This is a genomic window from Pseudomonas sp. MF4836 (assembly GCF_002018875.1).
Taxonomy (GTDB): Bacteria; Pseudomonadota; Gammaproteobacteria; order Pseudomonadales; family Pseudomonadaceae; genus Aquipseudomonas.
Genome location: NZ_MVOL01000003.1, coordinates 271,951 through 285,209 on the forward strand (window position 1 = coordinate 271,951; position 13,259 = coordinate 285,209).

Here is a 13,259-nt window from a genome sequence, read left to right on the forward strand (position 1 = left end):
CAAAGATGACAGAGTACGAGGGCGACCCAACTCCCGACATTAACAGCGCTTTTGCTGCTTGTCCGGGTTTATTTGCGAATGAATATTTATCTTTTTTTGGGGGTTGAATTGTTCGCCGCTCTGCCCAACTCTAGTAAACAAGAGGCCACGAAAACGACACCGCAAGGTGTTACCGGGTCTCTCGCGAGCTAGCTGAAATAAGGGAAGAACTATGCAAATCCAAGTCCATAGCGATAACCATATTCAAAGCAGCATCCGTCTGGAGGAGTGGGTAAAAAATACTGTTGAGAGCACCCTGGAACGCTACGAAGAAGATTTGACCCGGGTTGTGGTTCACCTGCGGGACGAGAACGGCGACAAGCCCGGTCCCCACGATTTGCGCTGCCAACTGGAGGCGCGGCCAAAAGGCCATCAACCGATTTCTGTAACGCACAAGGCCGACACACTGGAGCAGGCGATCGACGGAGCTGCCATCAAGCTCGAAAGCGCCCTGGAGCACATGTTCGGCAAGTTGCGCAGCAAACGCGCTGCCGCCGCGCCTACAGCCGATAGCGGCGAGGCCGACGCACTGCTTGAAGAAGAATTTCTGGAAAACGAACAGGCTGCACTCAATAGCTGACGCCTGAGAAAGTCCCCCACCAACGGGCCTGCATTTGCAGGCCCGTTTTGTTTTGTGGGCACGAATGGCAAAGGTTGTCGGCGATCAGAAGGCGACCGAAGTCTGCACGTACAGGGTGCGTGGTTCGCCGACGTATTTGCCCATGTTGTTGTCGTCGAAGGAGCGGGTGAAGTACTGGTGGTTGAGGATGTTTTTCACCCCCACCGCCACGTTCAGGTCAGACAGCCGCGGGCCGAAATCGTAGGCTGCGCGACTGCTGAACAGCATGTAGCCCGGGATATTGCCGACGTTGCCCATGGCGTTTTCCGCCGAGGTATTGGCGTTGTCGGCGAACTGGCTGCTCTGGTAGCTGCTGTCGAGGTTGAGCTTCCATGCACCTTGGGTGTAGCCCAGGCCCAGGGTGCCTTTATGCCGGGATGAAAACGGTACGCGATTGCCCTTGTTCGACCCGTCCTCGCGGATGGTGGCGTCGACATAGGCATAGGTCGCGTACAGGTCGAAGCCGGTCAGGGCCGGGCTCAGGCCGTCGAGGGCATAGTTGATGCTGCTCTCGATCCCCTGATGGCGGGTTTCTCCGCGGGCGATCACGGTGTCGTTGGTCTGGTTGCTTTCATATTGGTTGTCGAAATTGATCAGGAACGCCCCGACTTCGGCGCGCAGGCCGCCGTTCTCATAGCGGGTGCCCAATTCCCAGGTTCGGGCTTTTTCCGGCTTGATCGCGCCTTTGTCGACGCGGTTGCGCATCTGGCTGTATTGCACGCTGCCGAATGAACCTTCGGTGTTGGCGTACAGGTTCCAGCTGTCGTTGAGGTGATAGAGCACGTTCAATGCCGGCAACGCGGTGTTGTAGTCGCCCTTGTACTGGGCATTGAGGCGCTTGTCGGTCTGCTCCGACTCGATCATCTCGTAGCGAATGCCAGGGGTGATGGTCCATTTGCCGATATCGATGCGATCGTCGAGGAAAATCGCATGGGCTTCGGTGCTGCCCCGGGTGTTGCGGTCCCTGGCATCAGCCGTGGTGGGCAACTGCTGGGCGGCAATCGGTGTGATGAAGCGCTGTTCGTGGCCCGCTTCGTTGATGTAGCGGTAGCCCAGGCCCAGTTCGTGGCTGGTGGGGCCGAGGTCGAAACCTTGGGCGAAACGGCTTTCCAGCCCGCGCACCCAGTACTCGCGTGGCGACAGTGAAATAACGGTGCGCTGATCCAGATAACCGCTGCGCAGGGTCTTGGTGAAGAAGCTGTTGACGGTGAATTCCCGGCGATCTTCCTGGTAGCGGTAGCCGACATTGAACATCGTGCGCCGGCCCCAGAATTTGTCGAACGGCCGGGTCGACTGATACGGATCAGCCTTGTACGCCGCAGTGCTCAAGCCGCCTGGCATATCGGCCTGGCCCTCGTAGTACTGAGCCATGGCGTTGAAGCTGTTGGCATCGTCGAGTTGATACTTGCCCTTGAGAATCAGGTCGTCGATCTGCGTGTCGCTGTGTTCGCGCCAGTCGCCGCCGCGGGTGCCGGAGTACAGCAGCGCGCCGCCCAGGCCATTGTCGGCGGTGCCGCCGGCCAGCAGGTTGCCGGTGGTCTTGAAGCCGTCATGGCTGGACGACGGACTGGTCTCGGTCTGCACACCGCCCTTGAGCGTCGGCTCATCGGGAATCGCCCGGGTCACGAAGTTGACGATCCCGCCGACGTTCTGCGGCCCGTAGCGCACCGCGCCGCCGCCGCGCACCACGTCCACGGCGTCCATGTTGCCCATGCTGATGGGAGCGAACGACAGCTGCGGCTGGCCATAGGGTGCGAACGGTACCGGGATCCCGTCCATCAACACCGTTGAGCGCGATGCCAGGCGCGGATTGAGCCCGCGGATACCGAAATTCAGCGCCATGTCGTGGCTGCCGGTGCCGTTGTTTTCCGGTGCGTTGACCCCGGGAATGCGGTTGAGCACATCCCGGGCCTGGGTCGCGCCCTGGCGTTCGAATTCTTCACGGCGGATCACGTCCCGAGCGCCGGGATGCTCGAACACGTTGCTCTGCGCCGCATCGCCCAGCCAGTCCCCGACCACGCTCGACGCCCCCAGCTCCAGGGGCGCCGGGGTGTTGTCGTTGCTCAGCGGTTGCAGGCTGTAGGCGTTGTTGCCTTCGGCCCGGGCTTGCAGGCCGGTGCCTTCGAGCAGCAGCTTCAAGCCTTGTTCGGTGCTGTAGTGGCCGTCCAGGCCGGGGCTCTGCACGCCGTTGGTGACCTGCGAGCCAAAGGAAATCAGCACCCCTGCTTCACGGCCGAACTGGTTGAGCGCACTTTCCAGGGACGCGGGGGCAATGTGATAAGCCTTGGCCTGGGCGGCGTCCGCATGGGCCATGGGCAGGGCGCCGAAACTCAGGCTGGCGCCCAGCATCCAGTTGCGCAGCGTGCGGGCTAGTGGGGTAAGGCGAGGGGTGTGCTGGGGCATGGCTGACTGTCCAGAGAAGGGGGGAATCAAGGTGGCTTTCCTTGTCTGTCACTCGAGCTGTACAAAACGGCTCACCCGCCAGCAAAAAAATATCCGTCGTTAACCATCGACGTGTCGCCGCGGCCTCAAGCGCGGGCCTGGACCGTGACCCAATAGCGGGTGAAGCGGCGTACTTTGACCGGCAGGCTGATTTCCAGCAGCTCGAGAATCCGTTCGCTGTCGTCCAGTGGATAACTGCCCGAGAGCAGCAGGTCGGCGACCCTGGGATCGCAGTTGAGCTGGCCACGTCGATAACGGCCCAGTTCATCGAGAAAATCCGCCAGGCGCATATGGGCCGCCACCAGCATCCCTTCGCTCCAGGCCCCGCTGTTGGCGTCCAGCGCCGTCGGGGTGTCCCAGGCCTGGGCGCTGAAGCTCAACTGCCGCGCCGGCGGCACCAGCAGGGGGGCGCCGTTGAAGGCGGTCGGGCTCAGGCTGACCCGACCGCTGAACACCGCCAACTGGCTGCGCTGTTTGAACTGGCGCAGGTTCAGGCGCGCGCCCTCGGCCTGCACCAGGCCTTCGGCGGTCTGCACCCGTAGCGGGCGGTTGTCGTCGGCGCTGCTGAGCATGATTTCGCCTTCGAGCAGGCGGATCAGCCGCTGCTGACCGTCGAAGTGCAGGTCCACCGCGCTGTTGGTATTGAGTTGCAGCAGGCTGCCATCGTCCAGGGTCAGCTTGCGCCGCTGGCCCAGCGGGCTGCGGTAGTCGGCCAGCAGCGGCGGCAGCGGGTTGTGCTCGCGCAGGCCCCAGGCCGCGGCAGAACCGGCTCCAAGAATCAGTAGCAGCTTCAGAGCCTGGCGCCGGCTGGAGGACTTTGGCGCATTGAGCGCGGCATGGGCCAGGGGCGAACCCATGCCACGCAGCCGCTGGTTGACCCGCTGAATATGCTCCCAGGCCCGCTGATGTTCGCTGTGGGCATCGTGCCATTGCTGCCAGGCCTGCTGCTGGCGCGGACTGAGGGCACCGCTCTGGATTTCGATCAGCCAGTGCACGGCCTGCTCGGCGACCTGGGTCGAGAAGCCCGGCGCACCATTTAAAGGGTTGTTCATAAGGGGGAGGGCATTGAGTGATTCACAGGGCGAAATAGCAGCGCAGGGCGGCCTTGTTCAAGTGACGTTTGACTGTGGCGATGGAAATGCCCAGCGCCTGGGCAATTTCGCCGTAGCTCAGGCCGTCGACCTGGGCCAGCAGAAAGGCGCGCTTGACCGGACGTGGCAAGCCGTCGAGCAACTCGTCGAGTTCAACCAGGGTTTGCAGGATGATTGCCCGGTCTTCCTCGGAGGGCGCCACCAGCTCCGGCATCTGCGCCAGGGCTTCGTAGTAGGCGCGTTCCAGGTCCTGGCGCCGGTAGTGGTTGCACAGCACGCGCTTGGCGATGGTGGTGAGGAACGCCCGGGGTTCGTTGATCTGCGGCGTTTCACGGGCCGTCAGCACCCGCATGAAGGTGTCTTGTGCCAGGTCGGCGGCGTTGTGGGGGCAGCCAAGGCGGCGTCGCAACCAGCCGTTGAGCCAGTTGTGATGCGCGTGATAGAGCACTTCGAGGGTTGAGGCGTGGGCCAAGCGAACGCTCCGACAGCATACGGATGCTTAAGAGAACAAGAATTGTTCGCATTGTAGGGGCGGGATATGGCATTCGGCAATCAGTGCGGACCGACGGCGAGGCATCGGTTTATCGGCACTTTTTGCGTATGAGAATATTTATCATTAATATTGCCGCTCTTTAAGCTTGCCCCCGGTGCTGTGCGGTGCAGGTTTTTTAACGTTTCCAGGGCGGAACATGAAAAGCAAAGTTGGCGCGACTCCCGTTTCCTATCGCCTGGCCGTGGCCTCGCGGGTGCTGGCGGCGGTGCTCGGCGGTTACCTGCTGGCGGCGTTGGGCAGTGTCTGCCTGACCTTGCTGTTACCCATGCCCCGGATCGATGCGACGGTCAGCGGGATGACGGCCTCGTTTGTGTTCTACCTGCTGGCGGTGCTCTGGTGTTTCGCCTGTCGCAGCGCCTGGCGGGCCTGGGCCGGGGTCGCGGGCGCCTGCCTGGTGCTGGCGCTGATCGCCGGCCTGGCCTACTGGATGGCGCGCCCATGAAAGAGGGTTTTCGTCAGTCCATGGCCTGGCTGCACACCTGGAGCGGGTTGGTGTTTGGCTGGCTGCTGTTTGCGATTTTCTTCACCGGGACCCTGTCGTATTTCAAGGCGGAAATCAGCCACTGGATGCAACCGGAAGTCCCGGCCCGGGCAGTCAGCACCGACAGCAGCCTGGCCCTGGCCCAAGGCTACCTGCAGCAACATGCCAGTGGCGCCGGGCGCTGGTTCATCAACCTGCCGGATGCCCGTGAACCGGCGCTGTCGGTGATGCGGCAGGGCCCGGTCAAGCCCGGCGAGCGCGGCGCCTTCACGGAAAAACTCCTCGATCCGGCCACCGGCAGCGAAATCCAGGCCCGGGATACCCGGGGCGGCGAGTTTTTCTACCGCTTCCACTTCCAGCTGCAAATGCCCCACCCCTGGGGTCGCTGGCTGGCGACCAGCGCGGCGATGGTGATGTTCGTCGCCTTGATCAGCGGGATCATCACCCACAAGAAAATCTTCAAGGACTTCTTCACCTTCCGCCCGCGCAAGGGCCAGCGCTCATGGCTCGACGGGCATAACGCGGTGGGTGTCCTGGTGTTGCCGTTTCACCTGATGATCACCTACAGCAGTCTGGTGATCTTTATGACCATGGTCATGCCGGCCAGCATTCTCACGGCTTATGACGGTGACACCCGGGCGTTTTTCAATGAGGCGTTTCCAGGCACCAACAATGCGCCGGCCTCGGGCAAACCGGGTGTGCTGATGCCTATGGGGCCGATGGTGGAGCAGGCGCGGCAGCAGTGGTCGGGCGGGCACATTGGGCGGATCGCGGTGAACAATCCCGGGGACGAAAACGCGTCGGTGAACGTGTTCCGCCACAGTGCCGATCGGGTGGTGCACGACTTTGGCAGCGTGATCTCGTTCAACGGCGTGACCGGCGAACTGCTCAGGGTATCTCCCGAACAGTCTTTGCCGACGGCCATCGCCGGCAGTTTCTATGGGCTGCACATGGGGGTGTTTGCCGGGCCGGTGTTGCGCTGGCTGTACTTTATCTGCGGTCTGGCCGGTACGGCGATGATCGGCACCGGGCTGGTGATCTGGCTCGGCAAGCGCCAGCTGAAGCACGCCAAGAGTGGAGTCATGCCGTTTGAGCTGCGGCTGGTGGAGGTGCTGAATATCGCCAGCATGTCGGGCCTGGTGTTGGCGGTCGCGGCGTTTTTCTGGGCCAATCGCCTGTTGCCGGCAGGTTTTGCCGAACGGGCGGACTGGGAGGTCAATAGCTTCTTCATGGTCTGGGGCTTGAGCCTGGTGCATGCCGCCGTGCGCCGTGGGCGGCGGGCCTGGGTCGAGCAATTGGGCCTGGCCGCGCTGCTGTTTGCCGCGGTGCCGCTGCTCGACCTGTTGACCGCGCCCGCCGGCCTGGCTGGCAGTGACTGGATGCTCGCCGGGTTCGACCTGACCTGCCTGGGCAGCGGTGTATTCCTGGCCTGGGCCGCCTGGAAAATGCAGCGCTCGTCCCACTCCAAGCCCAGCCCACAGCCGCGAGCCGAACGGCCACGGCCGCTGACGCTCAAGAACGAGGTGAACTGAATGCTGCTCGCCGTGCTGCTGTGCTACGCCGGGTTTGCCGCCTTGTGCCTGTCGATGGATCGTCATCACAGCGACCTGCTGGGGCGCAAGGCCTCGGCAGGGCGCCGCCAGGGTTTGAGGCTGGGCGGCTGGTCGCTGCTGGGGCTGTCGTTGTGGGCGGCGGTGGCCGCTGCCGGTTGGGGCCTGGGGTTGGTGCAATGGTGCGCAGTGTTGATGCTCAGTGCCTTGCTGCTGGTGCTGCTGTTGCCCTATCGCCCGCGCCTGGCCTTGTGGCTGGCCGCCCTGGGCTTGCTGGCCAGCCCGCTCGCCGCTGTTGCGCAGCTTTAAGCGGACCGGCCGATGATCATCAGTCCCCCTCCGGAACACCCTGACCCCGACCGCCCGGAAGCCTCGGGCAGTCGTGCGCATTTTCTGCAGGTGTTTTTGTCCCAGCGCCCGCAGATGGAGGCCTTGGTCAGCCGTCGCGTAGGCTGCCGGGCGACGGCGGCCGACCTGGTGCAGGATTTGTTCCTGCGCTTCTGGCGCCGGCCGCTGGTGCAGGTCGAAGAGCTCAGCACCTACCTGCTGCGGTGCGCCGGCAACATTGCTATCGACCATTTGCGCAGCGAGGGCGCGCGGGTCCGGGTCAATGAAAGCTGGCTGCCGGAGCAGCAGGATCACTACAGCGCCGAGCCGCAAGCGGCGCTGGAGGCGGGCAATGATCTGCGCCATGTCGAGGCGGCGCTGCGCAGCCTGCCTGAGCGTACTCGGCAGATCTTTTTGCTCAACCGCATCCATGGCCGCAAGTACGCACAAATCGCCAAGGCCATGGGTTTGTCCCAAAGCGCCGTGGAAAAACATATGATGCGCGCCCTCGAAGCCTGCAAGGCCAGCCTGCGGGAACCCTCGACCACGCGAACGCCAGGGAAAGCACCGTGAACAGTATTGCTCGCGTCACCCCGACGCCGGCCCAGGAGCAGGCTGCCCTGGCCTGGCTCAGCCTGTTGCATGACCAGCCCAGCAGTGGCGATCAGGCCACATTCAGCCAATGGCTGCAGGCTGATCCGGCGCATATCGAAGCCTATGCCCAGGCCCAGGTGCTGTGGGAACTCAGCGAAGTGCCGGCGCGGACCCTGGCTCGGGAAGATGAATTTGCCCTGCAGGGTTACTTGCGGGAGATGGATCGGGCCCAGGGCCGTTCGCGGCGCCGTTGGGCTGCCGGGTTGGCGATGGCCGCCTGTTTGCTGCTGACGATCAGCATGGGGGGCGGCTGGCAGCCACAGCGCTGGTTCGACGATTTTGGTGCCGACTATGTCTCGGCCCCGGGGCAGGTGCGCACCGTGACCCTGGCCGATCAGTCCCAGGTGACCCTGGATGCCGACAGCGCGATTGCCGTGGACTTCACCCAGGGCGAGCGCCATGTGCAACTGCGCCGGGGGGCCGGTTTTTTCAGCGTGACCCACACCGGTCAGCCGTTTGTGGTCGAGGCCGACAGCGGCCGGGTGCAGGTGCTGGGCACCCAGTTCGAAGTGCGGCTGCAACCGGCCGGGGCCCAGGTGACCGTGCTCTCCGGACGCGTGGGCGTGACCCCGCAACCGGGCGCGAACCAGGAGGTGCTGGGCGCGGGCCAGCAGTTGGCGTATGCCGATGGTGTCAGCCAGGCGCTGCATGGTGTCGACAGTGAGGCGCACCTGGCCTGGCGCCAGGGTTGGCTGAACTTCTACAAGCAACCCCTGGCCGAGGTGGTCAAGGACCTGGGGCGCTATTACCCGGGACGGATCCTGCTGCTCAACGATGAACTGGGCGCCCGCCGAGTCAGCGGCAACTTCCCCAGCCAGGACCCGCAGGCGGTGCTCGACTCCCTGCAAGGCGTGCTTGGCTTTCAACAGCATCAACTGCTGGGCCGCGTGATTATCCTGCGCTGATGCCGGGTCGTTGGGTGTCAGGTAGATGAAGGGCGGTCAGTAGCCCAAACGCACCGGTTCGAAAATATTTTCATTTTTTTGCTGAGGTAAACCCGGGCGGCATTCGTGTAGTGCTTGAAAGTGCGAGTCATTCGCATCCGTAGCGGTTCTACACACAGGTCTCGAGCATGAAGTCCAGGGCACACATGGCGGCAAGCGGTTCGGTTAAAGGGTGGTTCGGCGCGTCGGCGCTGGCGGTTTCGGGCTTGGCCATGCTGCCGTTGAGCGTGGCCCTGGCGGCCGATGCCGGCAGCGCGCAACACAGTGCAGTGTTCAATTTCGCCATCGCCGCCAAGCCGCTGCCCCAGGCCCTGAGCGATTTCAGCCGGGTCACCGGGATCAGCGTGGTGTACACCGATGAGGCCCCCTATGGCATCCAGGCCCCGGCCGTCAGCGGTTCATTGAGCGCCGAGCAGGCCATGCACCGCCTGCTGGGCAACTCCGGGCTGAGCTTCCGTCGCACCGACGCCCACACCCTGGCCCTGGAACCGCAGCCTACCGCCGGCGCGCTGAACCTGGGGGCGACCACCATCACCTCCGTGGTCGCGGCCGACAGCACCAGCTACCAGCCACCGGCTACCACCTCGATCGCCCGCTCCCAGGCCCTGAACCAGGAGATCCCGCAGATCATCAACGTGGTGCCGGCCCAGGCCATGCGCGACCAGGCGCCGCGCAACCTGGACGATGCCCTGACCAATATCAGCGGCATCACCCAGAGCAACACCCTGGGCGGCACCCTGGACGCGGTGATGATCCGCGGGTTTGGCGACAACCGTAACGGCTCGATCATGCGCGACAGCATGCCGGTGATGCAGGGTCGCGCCCTGAACGCCACCGCCGAGCGGGTCGAGGTGCTCAAGGGCCCGGCGTCCCTGCTCTACGGCATTCAGGACCCGGGCGGCGTGGTCAATATTGTCAGCAAAAAGCCTCAGCTCGAGCAGTACAACGCCGTGACCGTACGCGGCTCCAGCTATGGCTCGGGCAAGAACGGCAGCGGCGGCAGCCTCGACAGCACCGGCGCCCTGGGGGACTCCGGGCTGGCCTATCGGATGATTGTCGACCACGAGGATGAAGACTACTGGCGCAACTTCGGCACCCACCGCGAGACGCTGGTGGCGCCGTCCCTGGCCTGGTACGGCGAAGACACCAAAGTGCTGCTGGCCTACGAGCACCGCGAGTTCCTGACCCCGTTCGACCGTGGCACCGCGATCGACCCCAGGACCAACCACCCGCTGGACATTCCGGCGACCCGCCGCCTCGACGAACCGTTCAACAACCTGGAAGGGCGCTCGGACCTGTATCGATTTGAGGTCGACCATGACCTCAACGACAACTGGAAGGCGCATTTCGGCTACAGCTGGAACCGCGAAACCTACGACGCCAGCCAGGTGCGCCTGACGGCCGTCAATAGCAACGGCACCCTGACCCGCACCATGGACGGCACCCAGGGCGCCCTGACCACCGACCGTTATGCCACCGCCACCCTGCAAGGCAAGACCGAGCTGGCCGGGATGCAGCACGACCTGGTGTTCGGCCTGGACGATGAGTACCGCAAGATTTACCGCGCCGACCTGATTCGCGGCACCGCGTCGACCTTCAACTACCTCAACCCGGTGTATGGCCAGCAAGTGGCGGGTACTGCCGTGCGCGCCGCCGACAGCGACCAGACCGATCTGCTGCGCACCGATTCGCTGTTCTTCCAGGACTCGATCCACCTCACCGACCAGTGGATTCTGGTGGGCGGTGCGCGCTTCCAGGAGTACGACCAGTACGCGGGTCGGGGCCGTCCGTTCCACGCCAACACCGACACCAACGGTCAGAAGTGGGTGCCGCGCGCCGGCCTGGTGTACCGCTACACCGACGCGCTGTCGTTCTATGGCAGCTACACCGAATCCTTCAAGCCCAACTCCAGCATCGCGCCTCTGGGCGGCGGCAATGTGGTGCTCGATGGCAGCATCGAGCCGGAGGAAGGCAAGTCCTGGGAACTGGGGGCCAAGCTCGACCTGCCGGGGCGCATCACCGCCAGCGCGGCGCTGTTTGATATCACCAAGCGCAACGTGCTGGTGACCACCGCGACCGCCACCGACACCGTGACCAGCGTTGCTGGCGAAGTGAAGTCCCGCGGCCTGGAAATGGACCTGACCGGCCAGCTCACCGAGCAATGGAGCCTGATCGGCAGCTATGCCTACACCGACGCCGAAGTGACCAAGGACACCCAATACGAAGGCAAGCGTTTGCAAAACGTGGCCAAAAACACCGGTTCGCTGTCGGCGGTGTATGACTTCGGCAGCCTGATCGGCGGCGACCGCCTGCGGGCCGGCGCCGGTGCGCGCTATGTCGGCGAACGGGCCGGCGATGCGCCCAACAGCTTCGACCTGCCGGCCTACACCGTGGCCGACGCCTTCGCCACCTACGACACCAAGGTCGAAGGGCAGAAGGTCAAGTTCCAGCTCAACGTGAAGAACCTGTTCGACAAGACCTACTACACCTCGTCGGCGAGCCGCTTCTTTGTGTCCATGGGCGATTCGCGCCAAGTGTCGCTGTCCAGCACCCTGGAGTTCTGATGAAGGCCTGGAACCTGTTGAGCCTGGCCCTGGTCCTCAACGCGGGCACCTGGGCGGCGCCCGCTAGCGACGATCGGGGTTATCACCGGGAGCATCGGGTCACGCTGCCCGGGTCCGGCTCCAGCTGGGGTTTTATCGCCCTGGACCCAAGCCGGCCGTACCTGTACCTGGCGCGGCGGGAAAACGGCCTGAGCGTGTTCGATGTGGACCAGCAACGGCCAGTGAAGACCCTTGAGCAGTCTGCAGGCGCCAATGGCGTGGTGCTGGTGCCGGAGCTGGATCGCCTGTTGCTGCTCAACACCGATGGCAGCCTGGGGGTGGCGCAGTTATCCACCCTCAAGCCGCTGAAGCGTATCGCGGTGGCCCGCAGCAACCTCAACAGCGCGGTGTACGACCCCGGCACCGGGCAGGTGATCATCGTCAGCGGCCGGCGCGCCGACCGCTCGACCCTGTACGTGTTCGACCCCCGGCAGGAGCGCATCGTCGCCGCCCATGAATTCGCGGTGAAGAAGATCGACCCGTTGCTGCTCAAGGGCGATGGCAGCTTCTTCATGCCGATGCGTGATGAAGGCCAGGTGGCGCGCTTGTCGACCAGCAGCTTCGCGGTGCTGGACACCTGGCGCTACCCGCAATGCAGCCGGCCCAGTGCCCTGGCCCAGGACGCCGAGCGCGGCCGGTTGTTTATCGCCTGCCGCGGTGAGCAGCCGCAGTTGCTGGTGGTGGACCGCGACAGCGGTGCGCTCAAGGCCAGCCTGCCAATTGGGCGTGACGTCAACGCGCTGGCGTATGACCCGCAGCAGCGACTGTTGCTGATCCCCAGCGGAGTGGACGCCAGCCTGACCCTGGTGGACCAGCTGGACGCCGATTACTACCGCCTGCGCAGCAGCGTCAGCACCACGCCGATGGCCTACAACATGGCGTTCGATCCGGGCAGCAAACGGGTGTACCTCGCGGCGATGGACTTTACCCAACCGCTGGATCAAACCTCACCGGCGAAGGCGGATCCGCTGTTTCATGCCAATACCTTCAGCGTGCTGACCCTGGCGCCCTGAGGCCGGTCTGCGGCGGGCTCAGTTGGCTCAGCGGGCGAGGGCCTGGCGATACTCTCCGGGCGTGCCGCCCAGGGTCTGGCGAAAGCGGTTGGTGAAATGGCTGGCGCTGGAGAAGCCGCAGGCCAGGGCAATTTCGCCCAGGGCCAGGGAGGTACTGCGCAGCAAATGCCGGGCCTGGGCCAGGCGCCGGGCCAGCACATACTGGTGCGGCGGCAGGCCGAAGCTTGCGCGGAACATCCGCGCAAAATGGTATTCCGACAACGCGCACAACCCGGCCAACTGCCCGAGGCTGATGGGTTCGCCCAACTGGCTGTCGATGTACTCCACCAGATGCCGGCGCTGGTGCGCGGCCAGTCCGCCCTTCAAGCGCAGGCCCTGGCGCAGGCCGACCTGGTTGAGCAGCGCGTGGCTGAGCATTTCGTGGGCCACGCTGCTGGTCAGCAGGCGTTCGGCGGGTTCGTCCCAGTTGAGCTGGATCAGGCGGCGAAAGCGCCGGGCCTGAAGCGGGTCATCGAGGAAGGTGCTTTCGCGCAGTTGCAGCTCGCGGGGTTCGCGGTCGAGCATGGTGACGCAGCCCAGGGCGAATTGTTCGGGGCTGAAATACAGGTGCGCCAGGCGGATTTCACCGTTGATCACCCAGGCTGATTGATGTTCGGCGGGGAGGATGCACAGTTTGTCCGGCCCGCCCGTGGTGCCCGGTTGCTCGCGGCGAAAGGTCCCGGTGCCGCCGGCGATGTAGCACGACAGGGTGTGGTGGCTGGGGGCCTCGTAGTCCTGGGCGTCGTGGTGGTTGCTCCACAAGGCTGCAGCCAGGCCGTCACCGAGCTCGGCGCTGTGCTCGAGGCGAGCATTGGGCGAGCGGTTGAGGGCTTGGAAGACTTGCAGGGTTTCCAGTGCGGGCATGGTCTGTACGTCGTTGAAAAATGAGTGCGCCACGATCCTG

The 13,259-nt window shown here is 64.3% G+C and carries 12 protein-coding genes; 8 read left to right on the top strand and 4 right to left on the bottom strand.

The window, feature by feature from the left end:
* Positions 1-211: 211 nt before the first annotated feature.
* Complete coding sequence (locus MF4836_RS08010) at positions 212-619, top strand: HPF/RaiA family ribosome-associated protein (RefSeq protein ID WP_078469886.1); 408 nt, start codon at positions 212-214, stop codon at positions 617-619.
* 84 nt (positions 620-703) lie between these two features.
* On the opposite strand, the gene fecA is transcribed toward MF4836_RS08010, so the two are convergent.
* The 3 genes from fecA to MF4836_RS08025 all read right to left on the bottom strand — a co-directional run bounded on the left by fecA (position 704) and on the right by MF4836_RS08025 (position 4,663).
* Complete coding sequence (gene fecA / locus MF4836_RS08015) at positions 704-3,061, bottom strand: TonB-dependent Fe(3+) dicitrate receptor FecA (protein WP_078469887.1); 2,358 nt, start codon at positions 3,059-3,061, stop codon at positions 704-706.
* 125 nt (positions 3,062-3,186) lie between these two features.
* Positions 3,187-4,152, bottom strand: coding sequence for a FecR domain-containing protein (locus tag MF4836_RS08020; protein WP_078469888.1), 966 nt, complete (start codon positions 4,150-4,152; stop codon positions 3,187-3,189).
* Positions 4,153-4,174: 22 nt separating this feature from the next.
* Positions 4,175-4,663 (bottom strand): sigma-70 family RNA polymerase sigma factor, encoded by a 489-nt coding sequence (locus MF4836_RS08025; RefSeq protein WP_078469889.1) that lies wholly within the window; start codon positions 4,661-4,663, stop codon positions 4,175-4,177.
* Between the two features lie 217 nt (positions 4,664-4,880).
* Between MF4836_RS08025 and MF4836_RS08030 the strand changes: the two genes are divergently transcribed.
* From MF4836_RS08030 to MF4836_RS08060, 7 genes are all read left to right on the top strand, one after another.
* Positions 4,881-5,186: a DUF3649 domain-containing protein gene (locus tag MF4836_RS08030; protein ID WP_078469890.1), complete on the top strand. Its 306-nt coding sequence runs from the start codon at positions 4,881-4,883 to the stop codon at positions 5,184-5,186.
* The gene (locus MF4836_RS08035) at positions 5,183-6,757 is read left to right on the top strand and encodes a PepSY-associated TM helix domain-containing protein (RefSeq protein WP_078469891.1); all 1,575 of its coding nucleotides are present in this window, start codon (positions 5,183-5,185) and stop codon (positions 6,755-6,757) included. The genes MF4836_RS08030 and MF4836_RS08035 overlap by 4 nt, the downstream gene beginning before the upstream one ends.
* Positions 6,758-7,084, top strand: a complete 327-nt coding sequence (locus MF4836_RS08040) for a DUF3325 domain-containing protein (protein ID WP_078469892.1) — start codon at positions 6,758-6,760, stop codon at positions 7,082-7,084.
* Positions 7,085-7,096: 12 nt separating this feature from the next.
* Positions 7,097-7,675, top strand: coding sequence for an RNA polymerase sigma factor (locus MF4836_RS08045; RefSeq protein ID WP_078469893.1), 579 nt, complete (start codon positions 7,097-7,099; stop codon positions 7,673-7,675).
* Entirely contained in the window at positions 7,672-8,661 is a 990-nt protein-coding gene (locus MF4836_RS08050; protein ID WP_078469894.1) for a FecR family protein, read from the top strand. The genes MF4836_RS08045 and MF4836_RS08050 overlap by 4 nt, the downstream gene beginning before the upstream one ends.
* Positions 8,662-8,828: 167 nt before the next feature.
* Entirely contained in the window at positions 8,829-11,264 is a 2,436-nt protein-coding gene (locus tag MF4836_RS08055; RefSeq protein ID WP_078469895.1) for a TonB-dependent siderophore receptor, read from the top strand.
* Positions 11,264-12,316, top strand: a complete 1,053-nt coding sequence (locus MF4836_RS08060; RefSeq protein ID WP_078469896.1) for a YncE family protein — start codon at positions 11,264-11,266, stop codon at positions 12,314-12,316. The genes MF4836_RS08055 and MF4836_RS08060 overlap by 1 nt, the downstream gene beginning before the upstream one ends.
* 27 nt (positions 12,317-12,343) lie before the next feature.
* Here MF4836_RS08060 and MF4836_RS08065 read toward each other — a convergent pair whose 3' ends face one another.
* The gene (locus MF4836_RS08065; RefSeq protein ID WP_078469897.1) at positions 12,344-13,219 is read right to left on the bottom strand and encodes an AraC family transcriptional regulator; all 876 of its coding nucleotides are present in this window, start codon (positions 13,217-13,219) and stop codon (positions 12,344-12,346) included.
* Between the last annotated feature and the right edge of the window lie 40 nt (positions 13,220-13,259).

Coding starts and splice junctions, on each gene's coding strand:
- MF4836_RS08010 (WP_078469886.1), top strand. CDS start 212: ATGCAAATCCAAGTCCATAGCGATAACCATATTCAAAGCAGCATCCGT.
- MF4836_RS08055 (WP_078469895.1), top strand. CDS start 8,829: ATGAAGTCCAGGGCACACATGGCGGCAAGCGGTTCGGTTAAAGGGTGG.
- MF4836_RS08035 (WP_078469891.1), top strand. CDS start 5,183: ATGAAAGAGGGTTTTCGTCAGTCCATGGCCTGGCTGCACACCTGGAGC.
- MF4836_RS08020 (WP_078469888.1), bottom strand. CDS start 4,152: ATGAACAACCCTTTAAATGGTGCGCCGGGCTTCTCGACCCAGGTCGCC.
- MF4836_RS08030 (WP_078469890.1), top strand. CDS start 4,881: ATGAAAAGCAAAGTTGGCGCGACTCCCGTTTCCTATCGCCTGGCCGTG.
- MF4836_RS08060 (WP_078469896.1), top strand. CDS start 11,264: ATGAAGGCCTGGAACCTGTTGAGCCTGGCCCTGGTCCTCAACGCGGGC.
- MF4836_RS08065 (WP_078469897.1), bottom strand. CDS start 13,219: ATGCCCGCACTGGAAACCCTGCAAGTCTTCCAAGCCCTCAACCGCTCG.
- fecA (WP_078469887.1), bottom strand. CDS start 3,061: ATGCCCCAGCACACCCCTCGCCTTACCCCACTAGCCCGCACGCTGCGC.
- MF4836_RS08040 (WP_078469892.1), top strand. CDS start 6,758: ATGCTGCTCGCCGTGCTGCTGTGCTACGCCGGGTTTGCCGCCTTGTGC.
- MF4836_RS08045 (WP_078469893.1), top strand. CDS start 7,097: ATGATCATCAGTCCCCCTCCGGAACACCCTGACCCCGACCGCCCGGAA.